This window comes from Aeromonas sp. 604176 (genome assembly GCF_049170755.1).
Classification (GTDB): Bacteria; Pseudomonadota; Gammaproteobacteria; order Enterobacterales; family Aeromonadaceae; genus Aeromonas; species Aeromonas veronii_A.
In genome coordinates this window covers 1-22,065 of the sequence record NZ_JAAKNE010000071.1, presented here as the reverse complement: position 1 = coordinate 22,065, position 22,065 = coordinate 1, and the positions used below count along the sequence as shown (strand labels likewise).

Sequence of the window (22,065 nt, the reverse complement as noted above, 5' to 3'; positions counted from 1 at the left end):
CAGGAGTATACCGACCGCATGATCGGCAGCTTCGAAGTGCCGACCGCCTGGTTCCAGTCCCTGAACCCCTTCTTCATTATCACCCTGGCGCCGGTCGTTGCGGCCATCTGGATCAAGCTCGGCAAGAAAGAGCCGAACTCTCCGGTGAAATTCGCCATGGGTCTGCTGTTCTTGGCTATCGGCTTCCTGTTCATGGTGGGTGCCGTGCTGCAGCAGGGTGGTGACAACACCGTCAAGACCTCCATGTTCTGGCTGGTTGGTGCTTACCTGTTCCACACCCTGGGCGAGCTCTGCCTCTCCCCGATCGGCCTCTCCATGGTGACCAAGCTGGCTCCGCTGCGTCTGGCTTCCCTCATGATGGGTGCCTGGATGGGCTTTATCGCCATCGCCAACTATGCTGCGGGCTTTATCGGCTCCATTGTTGGTGAAGCCGGCCCGATCGCCATCTTCGGTGGCATCGCCCTGGCTGCGGTGCTGAGCGCCCTGTTGCTGCTGACCATGGCTAATCGTCTGGTTTACTGGATGCACGGTGCCGAAGGCCCGGCCAAAGAGCCGCAAGCTCAAGAGAAGAAACTACACTCCGCCACCGTCTAAACTGTCAGGATTGTAGACAACAGACAGGGCGCCCATCGGGCGCCTTGTCTGTTTTGGTCTCTAGTCAAGCAGCCTCAGTGATGACGCACCTGCACATTGAGCGCACTACCGCTGTCGCTGCGAAACTGCAGATCGAATGGTTCATGCCAGCTGCGTTTGTGCAGAGCGTAGTGGCTGTTGCGCATCAGACCAAGCGGTAATCCACCCGAGCGCATCAACCAGTGGGGGGAAGTGAGCCCGGCATTGGCAAATACCAGCCCATCGTGCTGATCAAACAGCAGAGCAGCCATGGCAAAAGCGTGGCGCAACCCGGACTCCATCAACTGATGGTTTAGGTAGTCGAGCAACCGGTGCGGTTGGCTCAGCAAACGGCTCTCGTTCTGCTGAAACTGGCGATAGGGCACGTTCATCAGAGAGCGCACCAGCGCCCCGCAAAATGCTGCATCCGTCCCCATGATGGGCATCTCCATCACCAGCACCAGCAGCTTGTCTTCCACCTTGAAGGTATCGGGAATGAAGAGGTGCCCAAGCCCCTTGAACGTGACCTGCCAGGGGCCCCACTCCTGCAATCCCGGTGGCTTCAGCCCGGCGAGCAAACGGCTGGCAGCCCGATCATGCGCACTGAAGTAATCCATATGCGCCATCAATTCGAGCTGCTGAGCTCGTGTGGAACTCCCATTCAGGCACTGGTCGATACTGCGATCGACCAGTGCGAAGTTCTCGAGGGGCTTGAGCAGGTAGTCCCGAGCACCGGCACGCAAGGCACTGGCGACCGCCTCCATGGAGCTCTGGGCCGAAATGACGATAACCGGAATATGGGGATAGCGCGCAGAGAGACAGGCGATTACCTCGCGGCCATCCATATTGGGCATATTGAGATCGCACAGTACCACGTCGGGATGATAAATCGCTGCAGCTGACAACCCTTCAATTCCATCCTCAGCCTGAAACACCGTTGCCCCGTCCCGCGCGAGGTAACTCACTAACGAATGGCGAAAAACTGCTTCGTCTTCCACCACCAGGATCCGCAGTCCGGGTTTTGGCATGTTGACAAAAACCTTATGAGTCAATTGTTTATTTAAGTAATAAGACTAGTCTAAATCAGCAGAAATGCCGCGTGCCTTGCGTCACAAATAGCCGGATTGGCTAATCTGCATACCAAAATAGTGCAAGCTGCTGGATTATCGACATAATCCCGCTCTCCCTGCTCAACGCTCCGCGGTACGCTCAATTTTCACCACCCGACCATGCAGGGCACTCACTTGCAGTGTGACGAATTGTGCAGGAGAGCACCATAGGGGATAATGCCCCCCACTCCAGCTCGTGAAGAAGACCATGACCCCAGCCGAATACAGTGCCCTTGCCCACCCCAGATTGTCCCATCCGGCTCGCAGCCTCTATACCCTGCAGCTGCGCCGACTGGTGCTGGAAAATCAGGCGGCCCGGCTCAACTATCCCGAGCTGGGTCGGGCACTGGCAGTGGTCGATCCGGGTGATCCCTGCGGCTTCTCGTTTCAGGTCAATGCCCGTCAGCTCACCGAGCTGTTCGATGAACTGATGGAGGCGGGCCTGCTGCAGGTCGAGGCTCAGCCCGAGAGTGAGCACTACCATCAGTGCCCGTTCCAATTGCCACTGCTGACCCAGAAATTGCGCAGCCCGCTGCCGGAGCGCCCCTTCCAGATGCATCTGCAATGGCGACCGGACGAGGAGCTGCCCGCCCTCGCCCGTCTGTGCGGGGTGATCGATGCCAGCTATAGCGAAGAAGATCTGGGGGAGTTTATCGCCTACTGGCTGGGGCGCCCCGAGGTGTTCGACTCCCAGCATCAATGGATGCTCAAGTTCATTCGCGCCCTCAAGACCCGCCGCTATACCCGTCGCAAACCGATGGAGGTGCAGGGCTACCAGCAGGTGACGCCGGCCCCGGCAGAGTCGGGCCCCAGCAAACGGGCCCAACAGATGATTGAAGAGGCCAAGCGACTGGCCCAACAGCAGACGCAAGAACCCGCAGCGCAGCAGGAGCCGGATAATGATTGATAGCGGCCCCCGCCTGCAGGCAGAATCAACCCCTTGTCTACCCATCCCTGATCGAGCAGAAGGAGCATTCCATGACTGACCCGCAAGATCCCCTGCGCCAGGAGCTGGAAGAGATCGAAGCCAAGCGCCAGAAGATCGCCAAGGCCAAGCAGGATCACCGCATTCACGACCCGGAATTGAGCCGCCATGTGGGTGGCCTGCTGGAGCGCATTCGTCGCCTGCAACAAGAGACCGGTGGCGGCCAGTATGACTACGAGACCCTGCGCAAGGAGTACGACGCCAAGGCCAACGCCGAGGTGCGCGAGCTGCAGAAGGCGGCCCGTCAGGAGCGGATCCAGAAGCTGATCGCCCAAGCCGACCTCAACCCCGACTGGGTATTTGACAAGATGGATGCCACAGATCCGGCGCTGCAATACCCCATCGAAACCGCCCGTTACTTTATCAGCGGTTTCGAGCACTGGGAGAAGAGCGGTGGCGGCTGCATGCTGATCTACGGCGACTACGGCACCGGCAAGTCGACCCTGGCGGGAGCGGTAGCGCATGAGCTGATCGCCCGTCACCAGAAATCGGTGATCTTCCAGCAGTGGGCCTCCATCGTCGATCGACTGTTCTTCAACGTCATCCCCGATCAGGACGAGCGCAACCAGTACCGCCGCGCGCTGGAAGAGGTGGACCTGCTGATCATCGATGAGGTATCAGCCAACCGCGCCAAAATGGCGGAGAGCCAGTCCAGCTTCCTCGGCCACCTGCTGCGCCGCCGTCGCAACCTGTCAAAGAGCGTCATCATCATCACCAACCACACACCACAGACCCTGCATCAGGCGATCGGTGATTTCAGCTATGAGGCAATCAAGGCGTTCAATCCGGTGGATATCCACCTGAGCGGCCCCAGCCGTCGCCCCAGCATCGGCAACTACAACGGCTGATGCTTCTCAAAGAGTGCGAGTCGCTGACGGCTCGCACCTTCTCCTCCTTGCTGACTCACAAATAGAAACAACTCTCATTTACAGCAGACGAACAAGCCACTAGGCTAGCCCCTTTTGCCAAGGGAGCTCATCTATGCCAACCACACTGATTTTCGGAGCCAGCCGCGGGCTGGGCCGCGCCTTTACTCACCACGCCCTGAGCCAGGGTCACCGGGTCGTTGCGCTGGTACGCAGCCCCGAGATGGCCACCGAACTGAGTGCGCTGGGAGTTGAGGTGATCGAAGGGGATGCGCTGGAGCCGGCTGCGGTGCAGCAGGCATGTGCCCGGGCGGGGTTAGATGCACAGGTCGTATCTACACTGGGCAGCTTCCGTCAGGCCGCGCCGGTGGACTATCAGGGCAACCGTCATGTGATCGATGCCATGGAGCAGGCAGGCCTGAAACGGCTGCTGCTGGTCACCTCCCTCGGCTGTGGCGACAGCTGGCAGTATCTGCCGGAGCGGGCACGCGCCGCCTTCGGTCACGAGGTACGTCTCAAGAGTCTGGCGGAGAGCTGGCTGCAGACCAGCGCCCTCGCATGGATCATTCTGCGCCCGGCGGGCCTTCAGGATGGCGACGCCACCGGCCGTGCCGAGCTGAGTCAGGGCAAGGAGGTACACGGACTGGTACGCCGCGCCGATGTGGCCGCCCAAGGGCTGCGTCTGCTGGCGGATGAGACTGCTGTGGGGCAGATCTACGCCATCGGGGATCCCACGCTCCAGCGTGGCTAAAGCAGCAGTAAAACCGCTTAACCCCACCACATAACAAAACGGTCAGCCCAAGGGCTGACCGTTTTCACTTTACCGCACACGCTATCTCTCGGGCGCTTGCCCTATCCCGTTTAACCGGCGGTCGTTTCACCCTGCACGACTGACGGGCGAGCAACCGGCAACGACTGCTGCCGCCAGCGCAGCAACAGGCACGCCAGCACGCCGTAGAGCAGCGCCAGTCCCCACAGCTGCCACCAGTAACGGGAAACCTGGGCGAAGTCGGCCCCCATCTGGTTAAGGCGCAGAAAACCCTCAATGGCTGGGATAGTGGGCACCCACTGAGCCAGCCAGTTGAGGGGGGCCGGGATCAGCTCCAGTGGCCAGATAAAGCCCGCCAGAAAGACCAGCGGCAGGGAGGAGATCAGAACCACCTGAGTAGGCAGATCACGCCGGGTAAAGAGGGCACCCAACACAATCCCGAACCAACATGTGGCCAGCAGGAACGGCAGGGCAAACAGCCAAAGCTGCACCGGATCTGCATGACGAGCGATATTGTAGTGATCGAAGCAGAAGCCGAGGAAGTAGCTCACCGGCAGCAGGAACAACCCAGCCAGCACAAGAGTTCTGGCCAGCAGCAGCGGCAACACCGGCGCGCTTTGCCAGTAACCATGCTCACCGCGACAACTGCGCTGGTTCTGGGTCGCCCCTAGGATCCCCGCCCCCATCAGCAACACCTGATGGAGGATCAGCACGAACACCGCCGGCACCACGTAGTTCACATAACCCATGGTGGGGTTGAACACCGGCACCACGTTGAGGGCCACCGCATTCCAGCCCATGGCCGCTTGTGGCAGCGCCTCGCCGTGGCTCAGCAGCCGCGCCACCTTCACCTGCGCGGCGAGAGTGCCACCGGCCTGCGCCAGTCCTTCGGCAATGGTGCCGTAGACCAGAAAGTAGGAGGCATCACCGGCATAGCTCAGGGTGACGCTCTTGCCCAGCATCAGGTCCCGATAGAAGTGGTTGGGGATGTGCAGGATCCCGCTCGCCTCCCCGGCCATCATCAGCTGGCGCGCCTCGGCCAGCGAATTGGCCCGCGCAACCAGCTTCACCTGCGGCGTGGCATCGGCCATAAACTCCAGCTGACGGGACAACTGACTGCCATCGTCGTTGACCACCACTACCGCCTCTTCCCGTGGCAGCTGATGCAGATAGGGCTGGGGATAGAGAAACGAGTAGAAGATCACCCCGCCAAACAGGGTCAGCATGATGGCTCGATCCGCCAGCAGGGTGCGTAGCTCGAGGCGCAACAGATCGACAAATCCCAGCATCACTCAGGCTCCTTTTCAGCGACTGCCACTGCGGCTGATTGACGTGCCAGCTCGGCCTGCTGCTTGTAACGGCGCACCACCAGCAGCAAGGGGAGCAGGAACAGCAGCAGAGCCCCCAGTTGCGGCAGCGCCGATGCGAGGGGCAGACCGTAGTTGCTCTGACCAATCTGCAGCTCGACATAGTGAGAGACCGGCAGCAGGCTGCGCCAGAAGCGGGCGAAATCCCCCATGGCACTCACCGGAAAGGTGACTCCCATAAAGGCAAAACCGGGCGCAGTGTAAGCCCCCGCCAGCGACAGAGCGCGGGCCGGATCCCGGATAATGCCGTAGAAAAAAGCCCCCATGGTGACGCAGGCGGCCGAGGCGAGCCCCAGCCCCACCAGCAATACCAACCAGCTACCGTGCATGGGATAGGAGAAGCCCTTGAACAGCAGCAGCGTCCAGACAATCCCCCACCCCCAGCCAATCAGCACGTGGGGCAGCAGGGTGCGCCAGAGGCCGAACCAGACACCGCACGTGGTCCAGTCCAGCCCCAGCCGATCGGTACGGGCCAGCGCATTGAGGCCGAACAGCACCACCAGGATCTGCCACACCGCGGGCAGAATGGCACTCAACAGAAATTGGGCGTAGCTGGAGTTGAGGTTATAGAGCGCAGTCACCTGACTGCTGATGGGCACCGACTGCCCGAGAGCGCCGGGCAGCGCCTTGCCATCGGCCATCGCCTCCAGCACGCCGACCTGACCGTTAAGGGTGCCTACCACCTGCGCCAGCGCCGAGTTGACCAGCTTGGCGATGAGGATAAACTGGCCGTTGTTGAACACCGTCACCTGCGGCTGGGTGCCCTGACGGGCATCCCGCTCCAGATGGTTGGGGATCACCACCAGCGCATAGATATCGCCACCGCGCAGGGCTCGGGCACCGGCATCGATGGAGTCAAACTGTTGCGCCACCTTGAGCCCGGCCGAGCCATCCAGCGAGAAAGCGAGCTGGCGCGAGAGCACGCTGTGGTCGAGATCCACCAGCCCTACCTTGAGGTCGCGGGCCAGCCCTGTCGAGAAGATCCAGCAGAGGATCCCCATCAGCAGCAGCGGCACCCAGCTCATCAGGGCACGACTGAAGGGATCCTGCCACAGCAGCCGAAATTCACGTCCCATCAGAGTTCAACCAGCACACTCATGCCAACCCGCAACCCCTCAACCGGTTGCAGCGGGCGAGCCTCCACCTGGAAGCTCTTCATGTCGAAGCCCTGACGGGTATCGGTGGCACGCCAGGTGGCGAAATCCCCCATCACGGCCACATGGGTCACCTTGAAGCGCACGGTCTGATCGCCAAGGCCCGGGATGCGGGCATCAAACTCGGTACCGACCGGGAAGCGGGGCAGCAGATCCTCGCGAACGTGGAACTGGGCCCAGGCATCGCTCATGTCGAGCAGGGTCACCACCGGGAAGCCTTGTGGCGCCAGCTCGCCGCTACGCAGCAGTACCTGACTCACTTCACCATTGTGGGGGCTGGTGATGCGGGTGTCGGCCAGATAGGCCTCAACCTCGGCAACAGAACCCGCCGCCATCTTGGCCTTCTCGCGAGCGGCGATCTTGGTCTCTTCCCGCGCCCCTTCCAACGCCATCTGGTACTGTTGCCACGCCATCCCTTCGCTGTAGCGTGCAGCTTGCCACGCGGTCCAGGCCTCATCGCGTTTTTGCAGCGGCATTACGCCGTCGCGATGCAGACTGGCCACCCGCTCATAGGTCTTGCCACGCAGCTGGGCGGCAGCCTTGGCTTTTTGCCACTGATCCTTGGCGGCAGCGATCTGTTGGGCTCTGGCCCCTTTCTCCGCCTCTTGCGCCAGCGCACCCGCAGCGGCCTCACCGGCCTTGGCCTGGCTCAACTTGGCTTCAATCTCGGGGCTCGCCAGGGTAAAGACCAGTTGATCCTTGGTCAGCTGATCGCCTTTTTTCACCAGCACCTCGTCGATGCGACCCGGTACCTTGGAGGAGACCGAGTACTGCTGCGCTTCAATCTGCCCTTGCAGATGCACCGGCTCCGGTTGATAGGCCAGCCAGAAGCGCCAGCCGAGCCACACCACCAGGATCACCAGCGCCAATGGCAACAACAGCGGTTTACCCTGGCTCATCTTCTTTTTGATGGGGGGATGGCTCATCACTTCACCTCGACAAACGGGCGACCCTTGACGGTCGGAAAAGACATGAAAAAAGGAACAGACAGGACCGGGATCATGAGTTCACCTCGATCACCTGACCATGCTGATATTGATTGAAACTGTTCATCTGGCCGGAGAGCGCCAGCAGACGGGCCAGCGACACCACATATTGATAGGCCGCCGCTGCGCGCTGGGTCTTCACCCCCGCCAGCTGGTTTTGGGCATCCACCACATCAAGGGAGGTAGAAAGTCCTTGCCCGAAGGCCTTGTCCCGCAGTAGCACGTTCTCCTCTGCCAACGCCTGAGTGGAAGAGAGGGATTGATACTCCTCCAGCCCCTGCGCCGCTTCGCGCCAGGTCTTCTCTACCAGCAACTCCAGATCCTGACGGGTCTTGGCCTGCAGCAGATTGACTTGCAGCTCGGCACTCTTGGCTGCCTGCACCGTCTCGGAGCGGCCATCGCGGCTCACCAACGGCATGCTGACACCCACCCCCACCAGCCAGTCCGGCGCGGTCTTGGAAGCTATCGAATCATCTTCATAGAGGTTGTAGTTACCGAACAGGAACACCTCGGGGGCATATTTGCCCTGCTCGACCCGGATCATCCCCTTGGCCTGCTCCTTCTTGGCACTGAGCAACTTGAGACCGGGGTGCACCTCCAGGGTCTGGCTCACCAACCCCTCGAGGCGCGGCAGATCCTTGTTGACGAACAGGCCGCTGCCCGGCTGGGCATTTGGCAACTTCAGCATGCGGCCGAGGGCCAGCTCGGCGATCTCGAGGCTGCGACGCGCCTTCTGGGTATCGATGCGCGCTCTGTCATAGGCCGACTGGGCGGAGAGGCGCTCCACCCTGGCGATCTGGCCCTGCGCTTCGAGCTTCTTGGCGTGATCCAGATGGTGGGCCAGCCCCTCTTCGATCTCCTGTTTGGTCTGCACCACCTGAGCAGCCAGCACCACGCCGAAATAGGTCTGGGAGAGGCTCTCGAAGGTGGATTGCTGCTTGAGCACCAGCAGCTGCTGCGCCTCGCTCACCTGCGCTTGGCGGATCTCCTGCGCCGCATCGATGCGACCACCGGCAAACAGCGGCCAGAGCATCTTGACCGAGCTGGTCACCACATTCTGTTTGGTCAGGGGGGTGACAAATGCGTTGGCCCCGACCCCGAACAGGCTGCCGAGTGCCAGGATCAGATCTTTCTGCTTGGCCAGCGGATTGAGATCGAGGGCATCAAGTTCAATCGGCTGATCAAGATGGGTATAGCTGGCCCCCAGATCCACCTTGGGCAGATACATGTCCTTGGCCGCCTCGCGCAGTTGCTTGGCCCGATCGACCCCGGCCTGCTCGGCAGCCAGCCCTTCATCCTGCTGGATGACCCGGGTCCAGGCTTCGCCGAAACTGATGGTTTGCGCCTGCGCCGACCCCAGCACGGCCCCCAGCAGACACGGCCAGAGTGATTTAATGAACCTTGACGTCATAGATCCCCAATCCGCTTTTGTTGCATAAATGTTTGGAGCATTTGCTCGACTTAAGCCCGCCATCATAACGCAAAGCGGGCCTGCAAGTGGACTGACAATTATGCAGGCGTCCGACCCGAATGGTACAGCGATCAGTCTCCGGCAATCTGGCCGTTTTTCAATAACTCCAGAATTTGCAAGCCTTGGCGCGACGTTTTTTTCAGAAAAAAATGGCTGACGCTCAAATACTAACCTTTTCTCCTGCCTAAAAAATGCGTAATATACGCCGCCCTAAGCCGATGGTAACCGTGGAATGCAGATAGGTCCCCACACGCTTGAAACTCCCTTGATTGTGGCTCCCATGGCCGGTGTAACTGACCGACCATTCCGTGAACTTTGTTTGCGATTGGGGGCTGGCATGGCCGTTTCCGAGATGCTGCTGGCCAACCCGGATGTCTGGGATACCCAGAAAACCCGGATGAGGATGGATCACTCTGCAGAAGGCGGATTGCGTTCGGTCCAGATTGCCGGAGCCGACCCCGAGATGATGGCGTTTGCTGCCCGCTACAACGTGGAGCAGGGCGCACAGATCGTCGACATCAACATGGGATGTCCGGCAAAAAAAGTGAATAAGAAGTTGGCAGGTTCTGCCCTGCTGCGTGCCCCCGATCAGGTCAAAGCAATTTGCCGGGCCGTGGTGGATGCAGTGGAGGTGCCTGTCACCTTGAAGATCCGCACAGGATGGGATCCGGATAACCGCAATGGCGTGGAGATCGCCCGAATCGCCGAAGATTGCGGTATCGCGGCCCTTGCCGTGCATGGTCGTACCCGTGCCTGCCTCTACAAGGGCGAAGCGGAGTACGACACGATCAGGGCGATTAAGCAGGCCGTATCGATTCCTGTTGTCGCCAATGGTGACATCAACAGCCCGGAGAAAGCCCGGTATGTCCTCGACTATACCGGTGTCGACGCCGTGATGATCGGCCGAGCTGCGCAAGGACGACCCTGGATTTTCCGGGAAATCCGTCATTTTCTTGAGACGGGCACCAAGCTGCCGCCTCCCGATAGGGAAGAGGTTCGCACCCTGATGAACGAGCATGTAACCAACCTGCACCGGTTTTATGGTGCATATCTGGGAGCGCGCATAGCCCGTAAACACGTGGGCTGGTATCTGGATGAAGAAGAGACGGGCCGAGAATTCCGTAAGCACTTCAATGCCCTGGATTGCGCAGACGCGCAACTTGAGGCACTCGAAGCGTATTTCGATGGATTAGGTTAACAAGATAACTAAAGAGCCGACCGAATATGTTCGAACAAACCCTGACTTCTGATGCATTGGTAACAACTACTCACAATCACGCTGCCGAGCCGACCCAGCGCCCCCTGCGTGACTCTGTGCAACAGGCCCTGCGTAACTACCTGGCCCAGTTGAACGGTCAGGAAGTGATTGATCTGTACGATATGGTTCTCTCCGAAGTCGAAGCGCCGATGCTGGACGTGATCATGCAGTACACCCGTGGTAACCAGACTCGCGCTGCCGTGATGATGGGTATCAACCGTGGCACCCTGCGCAAGAAGCTCAAGCGTTACGGCATGAACTGATTGCTGGCCGCGAGCCGCGACGGCGGTTCAAGGCAGATGCGAAAGGCGCCAGGTAGCAATACCTGGCGCCTTTCCTTTATGCTCTCCCCTCCATTTCACCATGACGACCCCGATGAACCGCACTCCCCTGCTGCTGATGGTACTGGTCACCCTGCTGGCCGCTGCCGGCTGGCTCTTCTCGAAAGAGGCGATCCGCGAACTGCCCCCTGCCGCCTTTATCGGCAGCCGCTTTCTGCTGGCAGCCCTGCTTTTGCTCCCCTTGGCCTGGTTGCGCGAGCTACCACCAACCCGAGCCCAACTGGTGCGCGCAGCCGGTTGCGGCACATTGCTCGGTGCCAGCCTGCTACTGTGGGTCACCGCCATCAGCCAGAGCGATGCGCTCGGCAGCGGCGCCTTTATCATGAGCGTCGCTACCCTGATGGCCCCGCTGGCCGCATGGGGAGCCTTTCGGGCCAAGCCCGGCCGCCACTACTGGCTCACACTGCCCATCGCCATCGCCGGTTTGCTGCTGCTCTCCAGCAGTACCCACTGGGGCGTGTCGCTCTCGCTGTTCTGGTTTCTGGCGGCGGCCACCACTCTCGGCATCCAGCTTGCCGTCCATCGCCACTTCGCCCAATCCATTGCCCCTACCTGGCTCACCTGTATCCAGCTGGCGATGACCGGCCTGCTCGGCACCCTGCTCTCCCTGCTGACCGAGCAGTGGCCAGAGGCTGGAGTCAGCCACGGCATCTGGGGCTGGTTTGCAGCGAGCGTCTTGATCGCCACCACATTGCGCTACTGGCTGCTCACCCACGCATTGAGCAAGATGACTACCGCCCACGCCGCCCTGATGATGCTGCTGGAACCGGTCTGGACTCTGCTCCTGAGCACCCTCTTCTATAGCGAACCCCTCGGCGGCGCCAAACTGGCCGGAGCCGGACTGGTGCTCGGCGCCCTGGTGCTCTACCAACTGCCCCTGCTGCTGCGCAGTGCCCGCCTCAAAACGCCCGTCTGATACGCGTCACCGCCCTGCAGGGCGGTGTCACCATTTCCCTCCTGTTTGCTTATCTTGTCCTGCCAATGCTGACGCTCTGTTAACGACATTTAACCCTTGGTATCCAGAGGGTTAAAGGGCATACCCCATGAAAAAATGCCATATGGCCAGCTTGATAAAGGTCACATTCCTCCCCCGCGACCCTCCCTATCATGCCCCCATCATCGGTCTGGACAATCCTGACGATGGCCACACATGGGAATAACAAGAGAAAAGACTATGCAGCAAACCAGCCCCCTCAAGACGGTCACGGTCAGCATATTGGCAACCGCCATGCTGATCTTTGTGGCCCAGTACCTGATAGGCAAACAGGAGATCAGGATCGGCATCGCCATCATCCCGATCCTGCCGATGCTCTTTGCCGTCATCATCGGCATGATTGTCTCCGCCAAACCGGTCAAGGATCGCATCCCCGGCTGGAAACAGCTCTTCACCGAAAAAGAAGAGGGTTTCTGCGGCAAGATGGTGGGCTTCAGCCTGCTGATCCTGGGCACCCAGTATGCGGGGATGATCATCCCCAACCTGAAGATGATCCTGAGCGTCGGCGTGCCGCTGTTCCTGCAGGAGATTGGCAACCTGCTGCCGATCCTGATCGCCATCCCGCTGGCGGTGAAGTTCGGCTTTGGCCGCCGCGCCATCGGGGCCTGCTCCTCCATCAGCCGTGAGCCGTCCGTTGCGGTGATTCAGGGCAAGTTCGGCACCGGTTCCCAAGAGTACATCGGCGTGCTGGCCATCTACCTGTGCGGCTCCGTCATCGGCACCCTCTGGTTCAGCGTGCTGGGCAGCATCGCCCCGCTCACCGGCCTGCACCCGCTGGCACTGGCCGCCGGCTCCGGTGTGGGTTCAGGCTCCATGCTGAGTGCCGCTTCCGGCGCCCTGATCAACGGTCTCGACGAAGCGCTGGCTCAGCAGGTGCTGAGTATCGCGGCTGCCTCGAATCTGCTCTCGTCTGCCCTCGGCGCCCTCTCCCTCACCTATCTGGGTCTGCCGCTCGCTGAAAAAATCTATGCCCTGACTGCCAAAGGAGAGAAAGCATGAAAAGCATCGTAATGGATATGCGGTTCGTCTTTCTGGCGATCCTGCTGGCCATGTTTACCCAGACCCTGACCACCGGCACTCCGCTCTGGCTGATGGGTGACAGCTTCGTCGCAATGTCACTGGTGGTGTTCGCTTCGCTGATTGCCAAACGCTATCTGCCCTCCTCCCTGCCGGCTTTTGCCTATGCCACCATCATCGGCATTCTCATCTGCCTGCCGGAGACCCCGGTGCGCGGCCTCTTTATCGACGCCGTCGCCAAGATCTCCTTCCTCTCCTGCTGCGTACCGCTGCTGGCCTTTGCCGGTCTCTCGGTGGGCGGTCAGCTGGAAGAGCTGAAGAAGATGTCCTGGAAAGTGATCCTGATCTTCATGATCGTCTCCACCTGCTGCTTCTTCGGCGCCTCGCTGGTGGCCCAGCTCGGCTTCTCCATCCAAGGGATCATCTGATGAACAACATCCACATTGAACCGGCCCTGCTGGCCCTGCGCGACTTCAGTCAGGAAGTGCGCCACCACCTGCACACCATACCGGAAGCCTCCGGCGTCGAGTTCAAGACCTCGGCCTACTGCCGCGAGCTGATGGCAGGCTTTGGCTACCGTCTCATCGACTACCCGGGCTTCACCGGTTTCCACGGCGATCTGGTGGTTGATCCTGTGCTGCCGACCATCGCCTTCCGTGCCGACATGGATGGCCTCGAGATGCACGACATGAGCGACGTTGCGTTCAAGTCAACCCACGAGGGGATGGCTCACAACTGTGGTCACGACTCCCATATGGCGATCGCCCTGACCGCAGCCAAGTTTCTGGCCGCCAACCGCGATCGCCTGCAGTACAACGTCCGCTTTATCTTTCAGATGGCGGAAGAGGATATGCGGGTACCGGGCGCCGAGAAGATGGTCGAACTGGGCTGCATGAAGGGGGTGGACGAGGTCTATGCCCTCCATAACGACGGCGCCATGGAGACCGGCACCATCAAGTTCAACCACGGTGTGATGTCCTCCTGGGGCTCAGCCTGGACGCTGGATGTGCACGGTATCTCCGCCCACGGATCCACCCCCCACAAGGGGCTGGATGCCATCCGCGAAGCGGTGCGGATCATCGAGGATATGGACTACATCGTCGCCAAGCGCACCAGCCCGTTCAGCCCGGCGGTATTTGGCTGCGGCATGATCAACGGCGGCACCATCCCCAACGCCATCGCCGACCATGTGCAGGCGCGCGGCACCATCCGTGCCATGGATGCCGAGACCGACCAGATCCTGAAGAACAGCTTCAAGGAGATCGTGGCCCAGAGCGAACTTCGCGGCTTCAAGACCAAAATGGTCTATGCCGGGTATCCGGCGGTCGAGAACCACGCCGATGCCTGCGCCCGTCTGCTGCAAGCGGCCGCCGACGTATTGCCCTCCGAGGGGATCAACGCTCAGGGTCAGCCGATGACCGGCAGCGAGGATTTCAGCTACATGGTCAACGCCTGCCGTAGCCGCAAGGGGGCCATGTTCTTCCTCGGCAGCGGCTGTCAGGCCAAGGGGATCTGCAACTACCTGCATGCAAACCCCTACTACCTCGATGACGACTGCCTGCTGGTCGGAGCCCAGATCTTTATCAATCTGGCGACCCGCAGCGCTTAATCCCGCATACCGATAAAACAACAAGAGAGGCCACGGCCTCTCTTTTTTTGTCTCTGTATTTTTGCTCTGTGTACGACAAACAACCTGCGGCTAGAGCCACGGCAACTCCGCCATATTGGCAGTCGGCGGCTGATTGATAAGGTGTAGCTGTACCGTCTCCCGGCTGATATGGGGGGCGTAGAGGTGGATAAAGTCGTACATGTAGTCGCGCAGGTGGGCATGTTTGCGCAGGCAGATATGGGTGGTGCTCGAGGCGATCAGGTGGTCGATGTTGAGGCTCACCAGATCCCCCCTATCCCCCTCGTCGAAGGCCACGCTGGCAATCACCCCGACCCCCATCCCGAGCCGAACGTAGTGCTTGATCACATCGGTATCGGTGGCGGTCAGCACGGTTTTCGGCGAGAGGCCGTGGCGGCTGAAGGCCTTGTCCATCTTGGAGCGGCCGGTAAAGCCGAATACATAGGTGATGAGGGGATAGCGGGCCAGATCGGCCATCGAGAGCGGCTGACAGTCGATCAGCGGATGACCGTGGGGCACCACCACGCTGCGTCCCCAGCGATAGCAGGGGACGGCGGCCAGCTCGTCGAACAGGTACATGGACTCGGTGGCGATCGCCATATCCACATCGCCGCTTTGCACCATCTGGGCCAGTTGGGCAGGCGCCCCCTGATGGAGCTGGATCGCCACGTCAGGGTAGCGACGGCTGAACTCGGTGATCACCGCTGGCAGCTTGTAGCGCGCCTGGGTGTGGGTGGTGGCGATACGCAGCACCCCGCTGGTAGCCAGTTGCTCCCCCAGCGACAGCTGGTTGATCTGATCCACCTGCGCCACCACCCCCTTGGCCAGCTCCATCACCTTCTCGCCTGCGCTGGTCAAGCCGACCAGATTCTTCCCCTTGCGGGTAAAGAGGGCGAGCCCCAGCTCATCTTCCAGCATCTTCATCTGCTTGCTGAGGGTCGGCTGGGAGGTGTAGAGCTTCTCCGCCGTCGCCGAGATGTTGAAGTTGTTCTTCACGATCTCGGTAAAGTTCTTGAGCCGGGCGATGTTCATCTGGGCAAGGGATCTCGCTGCTGCGGCCAGTGGAGCTGGCCTGAAAAAGAGAGAGCGGGGCTGGCCCCGCAGCTGACCGCCGACCATACCACAGCGCCGCGCGCGATAACCTGCCCCAAGTCAGAAAGCGGCGAGCTAGTCGCTGGCGAGCTTGAGCCCGAGCCCGACAAACAGGGTACCGATGCCTCGGTTGAGCCAGCGGCCGAGACGCTGTGACAACCGTACCCTGTGGCTGGCATAGACGGTGGTAAAGACCAGCAGGTGACACCAGATGATGCCGCCCAGATTGAAGATGCAACCGAGCAGGATAAAGGCGAGCGCCTTGTCGGGGGCATCCGGTGCGATGAACTGGGGCACGAAGGCGAGGAAAAAGAGCGCGACCTTGGGGTTGAGCACATTGGTCAGCACACCCTGCCGGTAAATCTGGCCATATGAGAGGGCAGGCAGGGTGGCCCCTCCCTCCATTGCACCCGTTGCCTGCTGGCGCAGCAGGGAGAACCCCAGATAGATGAGGTAGATGGCGCCAGCCAGCTTGATAAGGGCAAACAGTTCGGCCGACGCGCTGAGCAGGGCCGACAGACCGAGGGCAGCCGCCAGCACATGCACCATGACACCGGTGCCGATGCCAAGGGCCGCGACCGAACCGGCACGCCACCCTTGCGAGCCGCTGCGCAGCATGACCAGCAGGGAGTCCGGTCCCGGCATAATATTGAGCAGCAGCCCCGAGACCATAAACAGTGCAAGATCATGAATACCGAACATCATCCCTCCCCTCGTAAAGCAAAACCAAACAAAAAGGGCTCCGCAGAGCCCTCTTTCCTTTCACTCTGCGGCAGCTGACGCGTCATCAGCTGTCCCGCCAGCCATCAGGGCCGCAGCGCCTTGTCCGCCCGGGAGATGCCGCAGACACCGGAGCGCACCACTTCGATGATCTCGTTGGTCTGGGCGGCCGTCTTGATGAAAGCATCCAGCTTCTCGCTGGTGCCCACCAGCTGTACCGTGTACTGCTCGGGGGTAACGTCGACGATCTGGCCACGGAAGATATCCGCCAGCCGTTTCAGCTCGTCACGGGCCCCACCGGCGGCACGCGCCTTGACCAGCGCGATCTCCCGCTCGATATGCTCCCCTTCACTCAGGTCGCACACCTTGAGCACATCCACCAGCTTGTGCAGTTGCTTCTGGATCTGCTCCAGCACCCGCTCGTCCCCCATGGTGACTATGGTCATGCGCGACAGGGTGGGATCCTCGGTCGGCGCCACCGTCAGGGTCTCGATGTTGTAGCCGCGCTGGGAGAAGAGACCCACCACCCGGCTCAGGGCGCCGGATTCGTTCTCCAGCAGTACTGAAATGATGTGTCTCATCAGGTTCTCTCCGTCTTGCTCAGCCACATCTCATCCATGGCGCCAAACTTGATCTGCATCGGATAGACGTGCTCATCCGGGTCGACCGAGATATCCATGAACACCAGCCGATCCTTCATGGCGAAGGCCTTCTCCATGGCGCTCTCCAGCTCGGCCGGATCGCTCACCGCGATGCCAACGTGGCCGTAGGCTTCCGCCAGTTTGACGAAGTCCGGCAGGGACTCCATGTAGGAGTGGCTGTGACGGCCGCCGTAGAACATCTTCTGCCACTGCTTGACCATGCCCAGCGCACGGTTGTTGATGGAGATGATCTTGATGGGCACCCCGTACTGCATGCAGGTAGAGAGCTCCTGAATATTCATCTGCACCGAGCCGTCGCCGGTGACGCAGCAGACCACCGCATCCGGGTTGGCAAACTGGGCCCCCATGGCGGCCGGAATGCCGAATCCCATAGTGCCGAGGCCCCCCGAGTTTATCCACTGGCGCGGTTTGGCAAACGGGTAGTAGAGGGCAGCAAACATCTGGTGCTGGCCCACGTCGGAGGCAACGAACGCCTGACCCTGAGTCACCTTGTAGAGGGTCTCGATCACCTGTTGCGGCTTGATCTGGGTGGACGATTTTTCGTAGGCTAGACAGTGACGGGAGCGCCACTGATTGATCTGGTTCCACCAGTCCGCCAGCGCCTCCTTGTCGTTATCGAAGCCACACTCGCGGATCACTTCCAGCATCTGCTCCAGCACGGTTTCCACCGAGCCGACGATAGGCACATGGGCCTGCACCGTCTTGGAGATGGAGGTGGGGTCGATATCGATATGGACCACGGTCGCATTGGGGCAGAACTTGGCCACGTTGTTGGTGACGCGGTCATCGAAGCGGGCACCCACGGCAAAGATGAGATCCGCGTTGTGCATGGTCTTGTTGGCTTCGAAGGTGCCGTGCATCCCCAGCATGCCGATAAATTGCGGATGGACACCGGAGAAAGCCCCCAGCCCCATCAGGGTGGTGGTCACCGGCAGGTTCAGCAGCTCCGCCAGCTTGGTCACCAGATGGTCCGCATTGGCGTTGATAGCGCCGCCGCCCACGTACATCACCGGGCGCTGGGCTTCTACCAGCAGCTTGGCTGCCCGCTTGATCTGCCCTTTATGGCCAGACTTGGTCGGGTTGTAGGAGCGCAGGGAGACCGTCTCGGGATACTGGTAGGGGAATTTTTCTTTCGGGTTCTGCACATCTTTGGGCAGATCCACCACCACCGGCCCCGGGCGGCCGCTGGCGGCAATGTAGTAGGCCTTCTTGATGGCCTCGGGAATATCGCTCGCCTTCTTGCACAGGAAGCTGTGCTTCACCACCGGGCGGGAGATACCGATCATGTCGGTCTCCTGGAACGCATCCTCACCGATCATGCTGGTCGGCACCTGGCCGGAGAGGATCACCAGCGGAATGGAATCCATATAGGCGGTGGCAATACCGGTAATGCAGTTGGTCGCTCCCGGGCCTGACGTTACCAGCACAGTCCCCACCTTGCCGGTGGAACGGGCGTAACCGTCAGCCATGTGAACCGCGGCTTGCTCGTGCCGCACTAAGACATGCTCCATCTTGCCGTTTTCGAAGAGAGCGTCATAGATGTCGAGCACTGAGCCACCAGGGTAGCCGAAGACGTGCTCAACTCCCTGATCTTCCAGCGCTCTAACCACCATCTGGGCGCCTGATAACATCTCCATGATAAAGCCCTCCAGGCTTTGCTCCGTTTAGCGAATCCCGCCGACGATGCCGTGCTTCCCGGCACGGCCCGATCCGTTTCTTGTTGTTATCTGAATGCAGATCGGCCCAATTCAGCCCCGTCGACAGTAGAACAAAAGGATTTTTCCGTCATTCACCCGAAAATAGGGTGAAAAACCAACTTAACCCGCTTCATAACGCTTGTCCACGGCTTTATCTGACCAGAACAGTCATACATTTCAACCGGCTATTAACATTCAATGACTTGCCGTAGCGACCATGAGACAAAAGGGAAGGAAGTCGGGGAATGGCCAGCGGATCATTCCGCTGAGGGGAAAAACAGCCACAAAAAAGCCCACCGCTCAGCGGTGGGCTTGATGCCGAATGATGACTCAGTTCTCCTGATCCGGCTCCGCCAACCAGATCTGCTGATCCGGATCGGTCTCTTCACTGACCGAAATGCTGACACCCATATCGAGCAACTCGTGCAGGGTGAGATTGTCAGCCAGGTTCATGACTTCGCCGTTTTCATTGGTAAAGCGCATTTGCTCCGTCCTCTCCTTGGTGGGATCGCCTTTCAGTCTAGTCAACAACGCTCACTTGCGATAACCAGCAACTGGATAAACAGTCGCCCCCATCCAGCTCGCTCAGGCGATCACTCACCTCCTCCGGAAACAGGGTGCGAGCCCAGAGCCGCCGCGACAGAGAGGCCACGCTCTCGTCAGCGCCCGCCGCCAGCCAGCGGGCCAGCTCCACCGCCACATCGGGGTAGCAAACCGCCCCTGGCGAGGCGCTGTCGAGCCAGGTACGCACCAGATTGGCATCGAGCACATCCATCAGGGTCGCCAGCCCCATCATCTCGAGCGTCTTGCCGTTGGTCAGCTGCTCGAACTGGCCGCCGAGGGGTTTGACCAGCAGCTTCTTGCCAAGAGTGAGCGCCTCGGAAGCCAGCTCGAAACCCGCGTTGGAGATGACGCCGCGACAACCGGCCAGTACGGCGATAAACCCGTGCCGCGATGGCGGTTCGAAGCGCAGGTTGCGCCATTGGCTGGAGGTACGAATGGCGGGGTGAAAGCAGACGAAGCGCTGCTGACCAAAGCGCGACAACAGGGCGGCGATCGCCTCGGTCTGCTCGAATGGCAGATAGACCAGGATCTCGCCGTTATCCGGCGCAGCGGCGATAGGGTCGATCACCGGCGGCAGCAAGGGATGACCGAAGTGAAACCAGTGCAGCCCGAGCGGCTGATCCACAGGAGCAAAGTGGCGCATCAGCTGGCGGCTGACCCCATCCTCCCCCCAACGCGGTATGGGCCAGTTGAAGCTGGCCTGATGACTGACGGTGAGGCTCGGCTTGCCATAGCGGCGGGCAGAGTGGGCGGTCAGCGGCTCAAAATCGCTCACCACCAGATCGTATTCGCTGCAATCGAGAGACCGCAGATCCCGCCAGAAGGTGAGCGGCGAGGCGGCCTGCAGGGTGCGCCACGGAGAAACTCGCCCCTCGTGACTGACAAAAGTGAGGCCGGGAAAGGCGCGGTAGGCGCCGAACTCCTCCATGTCGAAGTAGCGGTCGGCGGGGCGGCCGCTAAAGAGATAATCCACCTCGACCCCTGCCGTGCGCAGCGCCCGCGCCAAAGTGCGACTGCGACTGATATGACCGTTGCCGGTGCCTTGCACCCCAAACAGTATCCTCATGAGTGGCTCCAGCCGAGCGCCAGCACGGCGCAACCGCCCCCCAGCAGGGCACCGGCCACCAGATCGCTCAGGTAGTGTACCCCGAGCAGCAGCCGGGATGCTCCCACCAGCGCCGCCCAACCAAACAGCAGGGGTGCCCAGAGCGGAAAGCCGGTGGCCAGTATGGTGGCCATCAGAAAAGCGGCGGCGGTGTGGCCGGAGGGGAGGCTGTAACGATCGGAGGGGGTGATAAAGACCGGCAAGCCGACCGGCCGTTGCCGTTTCAGGCTGTTTTTCAGCAGCAGATAGAGGGGCAGTTCGATGACGAAGGCAAGTAGCGCCAGTCGCACCAGCTCCCGCTCTGCTTCCCCCTGCCACCAGAGCAGGGCGGCCAGCACGACGTAAAGCGGGCCATCACCGGTACGGGAAATGAGACGACTCACCCTCGCCTGCTGCCGGTTGTAGCCGTGAAGCAGGCAGACCCGGCACACCTGCAGGTCCCATTGCTGGATCTTGTTCATATCCCCTCCTTCCCTGAATTCTGCTTGCAGAGTAAGAAAGCGGGATGACGTTACGTTGAACAAGGGATAACAGATTTATGAAAAAAGGGCCGAATGGCCCTTTTTAATCTCGATGTTGCAGCAAAATCAGTGGCTGCCGCGCAGACCGGTCTCCATCAGACGGCAGTTGTGGTCCGCCAGACGGGCCATGAAGTGCTCATCCACTTTCAGGCCAAACACCTGCTCGTAGAGATCTTTCATCACGAATGGCTGCCACATCATGCTGAGGAAGGAGATCTTCAGCATGTCGGGATCCAGATTGTCACCCAGCTCGCCGTTGGACTTCATTGTTTCCAGCAGGGCATCGAACTGCGGCAGCTGGCGTTCCAGCAGGCGGTTCAGCACAAAATCCCGGCCCGGGCTCTTCTCGGTCGACAATGCGCTGGAGATGGCAGAGGTCAGCTCGCTGTTGGGCGCCATCACCTGATAGTAGGTGTTGAGCAGCTCGTTGAGGCTGTGATTGCTGTGTTCATCTTGCCAGGCATGGTCGAGGGGCTCGGCGACATCGCCCAGCACCGCTTTGTAAAGACCCTCTTTACTGCCGAAGTAGTAGTGGATCATTGCCAGATTGGAGCCAGCAAGCTCCGCGATTTCGCGTGTAGTCACCTTGCTATAGGGAGTATTGAGAAAACGCTCACGGGCGGCAGCAAGCAACTTGTCACGAATGTCAGAACGTCCGACCGGACGACCAGGTCTACGTTTTTCCATTTAACACCTCAGATAATTCAGCCAATGCTGATAAGTCGATCTGGTTGTGCAGAGAATAGAGCACAGCAGGAATGACCAGATAATCGGTCATGGGCCGAATATGGGACAAGGAAATTTGCAATCCTTTACAATCCGATTAAATACGTCAGCAGATTGCCCCTGACCTTCCGTGTTGACACAGCATAAAAATCTCGATATTGGTAAAAGCGTTATCGACTGGAAGGAATAACAACGTCATGCGTATCGCCACCCCGCTACTACTAATCTCCCTAATCGCGTTAACTCGCGCGGGATCCTTGTAGCCGGGCTAAGGCATAGCCGGAATTTACAAAAACCCGTGCACCCTGCACGGGTTTTTTTATGCCGCCGCAGGATGCACGTTACCGAACTTAGGAAGAGGGAAGTCACATGTCAGATCGGGTCATCATATTCGACACCACCTTGCGTGATGGTGAGCAGGC

The 22,065-nt window shown here is 60.2% G+C and carries 23 protein-coding genes; 10 read left to right on the top strand and 13 right to left on the bottom strand.

All coding sequences use genetic code 11. The features are described from left to right. Positions 1-594: oligopeptide:H+ symporter (locus G5358_RS13560; protein ID WP_421324233.1), on the top strand; the 594-nt coding region annotated here is incomplete at its 5' end. Positions 595-668: 74 nt separating this feature from the next. Here the strand turns inward: G5358_RS13560 and G5358_RS13555 are convergent. Next, positions 669-1,640, bottom strand: coding sequence for a response regulator (locus tag G5358_RS13555; RefSeq protein WP_216952909.1), 972 nt, complete (start codon positions 1,638-1,640; stop codon positions 669-671). A 289-nt stretch (positions 1,641-1,929) separates the two neighbouring features. Here G5358_RS13555 and G5358_RS13550 point away from each other — a divergent pair, with 289 nt between their 5' ends. The 3 genes from G5358_RS13550 (at position 1,930) to G5358_RS13540 (ending at position 4,323) form a co-directional block, all read left to right on the top strand. Continuing rightward, entirely contained in the window at positions 1,930-2,628 is a 699-nt protein-coding gene (locus G5358_RS13550; RefSeq protein WP_005349201.1) for a DnaT-like ssDNA-binding domain-containing protein, read from the top strand. Positions 2,629-2,699: 71 nt separating this feature from the next. Next, positions 2,700-3,554, top strand: coding sequence for a DnaA ATPase domain-containing protein (locus G5358_RS13545; protein ID WP_019445022.1), 855 nt, complete (start codon positions 2,700-2,702; stop codon positions 3,552-3,554). Between the two features lie 133 nt (positions 3,555-3,687). Then, positions 3,688-4,323 carry an SDR family oxidoreductase gene (locus G5358_RS13540; protein WP_216952908.1) on the top strand — a complete coding sequence of 212 codons (636 nt, stop codon included), beginning with the start codon at positions 3,688-3,690 and terminating at the stop codon, positions 4,321-4,323. 110 nt (positions 4,324-4,433) lie between these two features. Here G5358_RS13540 and G5358_RS13535 read toward each other — a convergent pair whose 3' ends face one another. From G5358_RS13535 to G5358_RS13520, 4 genes are all read right to left on the bottom strand, one after another. Beyond that, positions 4,434-5,630 carry an ABC transporter permease gene (locus G5358_RS13535; protein ID WP_216952907.1) on the bottom strand — a complete coding sequence of 399 codons (1,197 nt, stop codon included), beginning with the start codon at positions 5,628-5,630 and terminating at the stop codon, positions 4,434-4,436. Continuing rightward, positions 5,630-6,784 carry an ABC transporter permease gene (locus G5358_RS13530; RefSeq protein WP_421324232.1) on the bottom strand — a complete coding sequence of 385 codons (1,155 nt, stop codon included), beginning with the start codon at positions 6,782-6,784 and terminating at the stop codon, positions 5,630-5,632. Before G5358_RS13530 ends, G5358_RS13535 begins: the two co-directional genes overlap by 1 nt. Next, the gene (locus tag G5358_RS13525) at positions 6,784-7,788 is read right to left on the bottom strand and encodes an HlyD family secretion protein (RefSeq protein WP_005349194.1); all 1,005 of its coding nucleotides are present in this window, start codon (positions 7,786-7,788) and stop codon (positions 6,784-6,786) included. Before G5358_RS13525 ends, G5358_RS13530 begins: the two co-directional genes overlap by 1 nt. Before the next feature lie 73 nt (positions 7,789-7,861). Then, positions 7,862-9,259, bottom strand: coding sequence for a TolC family protein (locus G5358_RS13520; protein WP_216952905.1), 1,398 nt, complete (start codon positions 9,257-9,259; stop codon positions 7,862-7,864). Positions 9,260-9,551: 292 nt separating this feature from the next. On the opposite strand from G5358_RS13520, the gene dusB reads away from it, so the two are divergent. The 6 genes from dusB (at position 9,552) to G5358_RS13490 (ending at position 14,538) form a co-directional block, all read left to right on the top strand. After that, positions 9,552-10,517 (top strand): tRNA dihydrouridine synthase DusB, encoded by a 966-nt coding sequence (dusB, locus tag G5358_RS13515; protein ID WP_421254262.1) that lies wholly within the window; start codon positions 9,552-9,554, stop codon positions 10,515-10,517. A gap of 26 nt (positions 10,518-10,543) precedes the next feature. Next, positions 10,544-10,840, top strand: coding sequence for a DNA-binding transcriptional regulator Fis (gene fis / locus G5358_RS13510; protein ID WP_005309538.1), 297 nt, complete (start codon positions 10,544-10,546; stop codon positions 10,838-10,840). A gap of 112 nt (positions 10,841-10,952) precedes the next feature. Further along, on the top strand, positions 10,953-11,834 hold the full coding sequence (locus tag G5358_RS13505; RefSeq protein WP_421249897.1) for a DMT family transporter: 882 nt from the start codon (positions 10,953-10,955) through the stop codon (positions 11,832-11,834). Positions 11,835-12,092: 258 nt separating this feature from the next. Next, positions 12,093-12,911 (top strand): DUF3100 domain-containing protein, encoded by an 819-nt coding sequence (locus G5358_RS13500; RefSeq protein WP_005341166.1) that lies wholly within the window; start codon positions 12,093-12,095, stop codon positions 12,909-12,911. Next, positions 12,908-13,357, top strand: coding sequence for a hypothetical protein (locus G5358_RS13495; protein ID WP_005349183.1), 450 nt, complete (start codon positions 12,908-12,910; stop codon positions 13,355-13,357). The genes G5358_RS13500 and G5358_RS13495 overlap by 4 nt, the downstream gene beginning before the upstream one ends. Continuing rightward, positions 13,357-14,538 carry a M20 metallopeptidase family protein gene (locus G5358_RS13490; RefSeq protein WP_421249896.1) on the top strand — a complete coding sequence of 394 codons (1,182 nt, stop codon included), beginning with the start codon at positions 13,357-13,359 and terminating at the stop codon, positions 14,536-14,538. The genes G5358_RS13495 and G5358_RS13490 overlap by 1 nt, the downstream gene beginning before the upstream one ends. A 90-nt stretch (positions 14,539-14,628) precedes the next feature. Here the strand turns inward: G5358_RS13490 and G5358_RS13485 are convergent, their stop codons facing one another. The 8 genes from G5358_RS13485 to G5358_RS13450 all read right to left on the bottom strand — a co-directional run bounded on the left by G5358_RS13485 (position 14,629) and on the right by G5358_RS13450 (position 21,604). Further along, positions 14,629-15,588 carry a LysR substrate-binding domain-containing protein gene (locus tag G5358_RS13485; RefSeq protein ID WP_421249895.1) on the bottom strand — a complete coding sequence of 320 codons (960 nt, stop codon included), beginning with the start codon at positions 15,586-15,588 and terminating at the stop codon, positions 14,629-14,631. Between the two features lie 135 nt (positions 15,589-15,723). Continuing rightward, the gene (locus G5358_RS13480; protein ID WP_421249906.1) at positions 15,724-16,350 is read right to left on the bottom strand and encodes a LysE family translocator; all 627 of its coding nucleotides are present in this window, start codon (positions 16,348-16,350) and stop codon (positions 15,724-15,726) included. A 104-nt stretch (positions 16,351-16,454) separates the two neighbouring features. Then, on the bottom strand, positions 16,455-16,949 hold the full coding sequence (gene ilvN, locus G5358_RS13475; RefSeq protein WP_005311605.1) for an acetolactate synthase small subunit: 495 nt from the start codon (positions 16,947-16,949) through the stop codon (positions 16,455-16,457). After that, positions 16,949-18,667, bottom strand: coding sequence for an acetolactate synthase 3 large subunit (locus G5358_RS13470; RefSeq protein WP_227341950.1), 1,719 nt, complete (start codon positions 18,665-18,667; stop codon positions 16,949-16,951). The genes ilvN and G5358_RS13470 overlap by 1 nt, the downstream gene beginning before the upstream one ends. Positions 18,668-19,057: 390 nt before the next feature. Then, positions 19,058-19,210 carry a hypothetical protein gene (locus tag G5358_RS13465; protein WP_005339147.1) on the bottom strand — a complete coding sequence of 51 codons (153 nt, stop codon included), beginning with the start codon at positions 19,208-19,210 and terminating at the stop codon, positions 19,058-19,060. 37 nt (positions 19,211-19,247) lie between these two features. Beyond that, positions 19,248-20,357, bottom strand: a complete 1,110-nt coding sequence (locus G5358_RS13460; protein ID WP_421324231.1) for an MJ1255/VC2487 family glycosyltransferase — start codon at positions 20,355-20,357, stop codon at positions 19,248-19,250. Beyond that, positions 20,354-20,857 (bottom strand): phosphatase PAP2 family protein, encoded by a 504-nt coding sequence (locus G5358_RS13455; protein ID WP_199415536.1) that lies wholly within the window; start codon positions 20,855-20,857, stop codon positions 20,354-20,356. Before G5358_RS13455 ends, G5358_RS13460 begins: the two co-directional genes overlap by 4 nt. A gap of 126 nt (positions 20,858-20,983) precedes the next feature. Next, positions 20,984-21,604 carry a TetR/AcrR family transcriptional regulator gene (locus tag G5358_RS13450; RefSeq protein ID WP_005349170.1) on the bottom strand — a complete coding sequence of 207 codons (621 nt, stop codon included), beginning with the start codon at positions 21,602-21,604 and terminating at the stop codon, positions 20,984-20,986. Positions 21,605-22,065 lie beyond the last annotated feature (461 nt).

What these genes read in the sequence shown, in the direction of transcription:
- G5358_RS13520 (WP_216952905.1), bottom strand. Translation starts at nt 9,259, where the DNA reads ATGACGTCAAGGTTCATTAAATCACTCTGGCCGTGTCTGCTGGGGGCC.
- G5358_RS13485 (WP_421249895.1), bottom strand. Translation starts at nt 15,588, where the DNA reads ATGAACATCGCCCGGCTCAAGAACTTTACCGAGATCGTGAAGAACAAC.
- G5358_RS13480 (WP_421249906.1), bottom strand. Translation starts at nt 16,350, where the DNA reads ATGTTCGGTATTCATGATCTTGCACTGTTTATGGTCTCGGGGCTGCTG.
- G5358_RS13455 (WP_199415536.1), bottom strand. Translation starts at nt 20,857, where the DNA reads ATGAACAAGATCCAGCAATGGGACCTGCAGGTGTGCCGGGTCTGCCTG.
- G5358_RS13530 (WP_421324232.1), bottom strand. Translation starts at nt 6,784, where the DNA reads ATGGGACGTGAATTTCGGCTGCTGTGGCAGGATCCCTTCAGTCGTGCC.
- G5358_RS13540 (WP_216952908.1), top strand. Translation starts at nt 3,688, where the DNA reads ATGCCAACCACACTGATTTTCGGAGCCAGCCGCGGGCTGGGCCGCGCC.
- G5358_RS13490 (WP_421249896.1), top strand. Translation starts at nt 13,357, where the DNA reads ATGAACAACATCCACATTGAACCGGCCCTGCTGGCCCTGCGCGACTTC.
- G5358_RS13495 (WP_005349183.1), top strand. Translation starts at nt 12,908, where the DNA reads ATGAAAAGCATCGTAATGGATATGCGGTTCGTCTTTCTGGCGATCCTG.
- G5358_RS13550 (WP_005349201.1), top strand. Translation starts at nt 1,930, where the DNA reads ATGACCCCAGCCGAATACAGTGCCCTTGCCCACCCCAGATTGTCCCAT.
- G5358_RS13470 (WP_227341950.1), bottom strand. Translation starts at nt 18,667, where the DNA reads ATGGAGATGTTATCAGGCGCCCAGATGGTGGTTAGAGCGCTGGAAGAT.
- G5358_RS13505 (WP_421249897.1), top strand. Translation starts at nt 10,953, where the DNA reads ATGAACCGCACTCCCCTGCTGCTGATGGTACTGGTCACCCTGCTGGCC.
- G5358_RS13465 (WP_005339147.1), bottom strand. Translation starts at nt 19,210, where the DNA reads ATGCGCTTTACCAATGAAAACGGCGAAGTCATGAACCTGGCTGACAAT.
- G5358_RS13460 (WP_421324231.1), bottom strand. Translation starts at nt 20,357, where the DNA reads ATGAGGATACTGTTTGGGGTGCAAGGCACCGGCAACGGTCATATCAGT.
- G5358_RS13545 (WP_019445022.1), top strand. Translation starts at nt 2,700, where the DNA reads ATGACTGACCCGCAAGATCCCCTGCGCCAGGAGCTGGAAGAGATCGAA.
- G5358_RS13555 (WP_216952909.1), bottom strand. Translation starts at nt 1,640, where the DNA reads ATGCCAAAACCCGGACTGCGGATCCTGGTGGTGGAAGACGAAGCAGTT.
- G5358_RS13525 (WP_005349194.1), bottom strand. Translation starts at nt 7,788, where the DNA reads ATGAGCCATCCCCCCATCAAAAAGAAGATGAGCCAGGGTAAACCGCTG.
- ilvN (WP_005311605.1), bottom strand. Translation starts at nt 16,949, where the DNA reads ATGAGACACATCATTTCAGTACTGCTGGAGAACGAATCCGGCGCCCTG.
- dusB (WP_421254262.1), top strand. Translation starts at nt 9,552, where the DNA reads ATGCAGATAGGTCCCCACACGCTTGAAACTCCCTTGATTGTGGCTCCC.
- G5358_RS13500 (WP_005341166.1), top strand. Translation starts at nt 12,093, where the DNA reads ATGCAGCAAACCAGCCCCCTCAAGACGGTCACGGTCAGCATATTGGCA.
- G5358_RS13450 (WP_005349170.1), bottom strand. Translation starts at nt 21,604, where the DNA reads ATGGAAAAACGTAGACCTGGTCGTCCGGTCGGACGTTCTGACATTCGT.
- fis (WP_005309538.1), top strand. Translation starts at nt 10,544, where the DNA reads ATGTTCGAACAAACCCTGACTTCTGATGCATTGGTAACAACTACTCAC.
- G5358_RS13535 (WP_216952907.1), bottom strand. Translation starts at nt 5,630, where the DNA reads ATGCTGGGATTTGTCGATCTGTTGCGCCTCGAGCTACGCACCCTGCTG.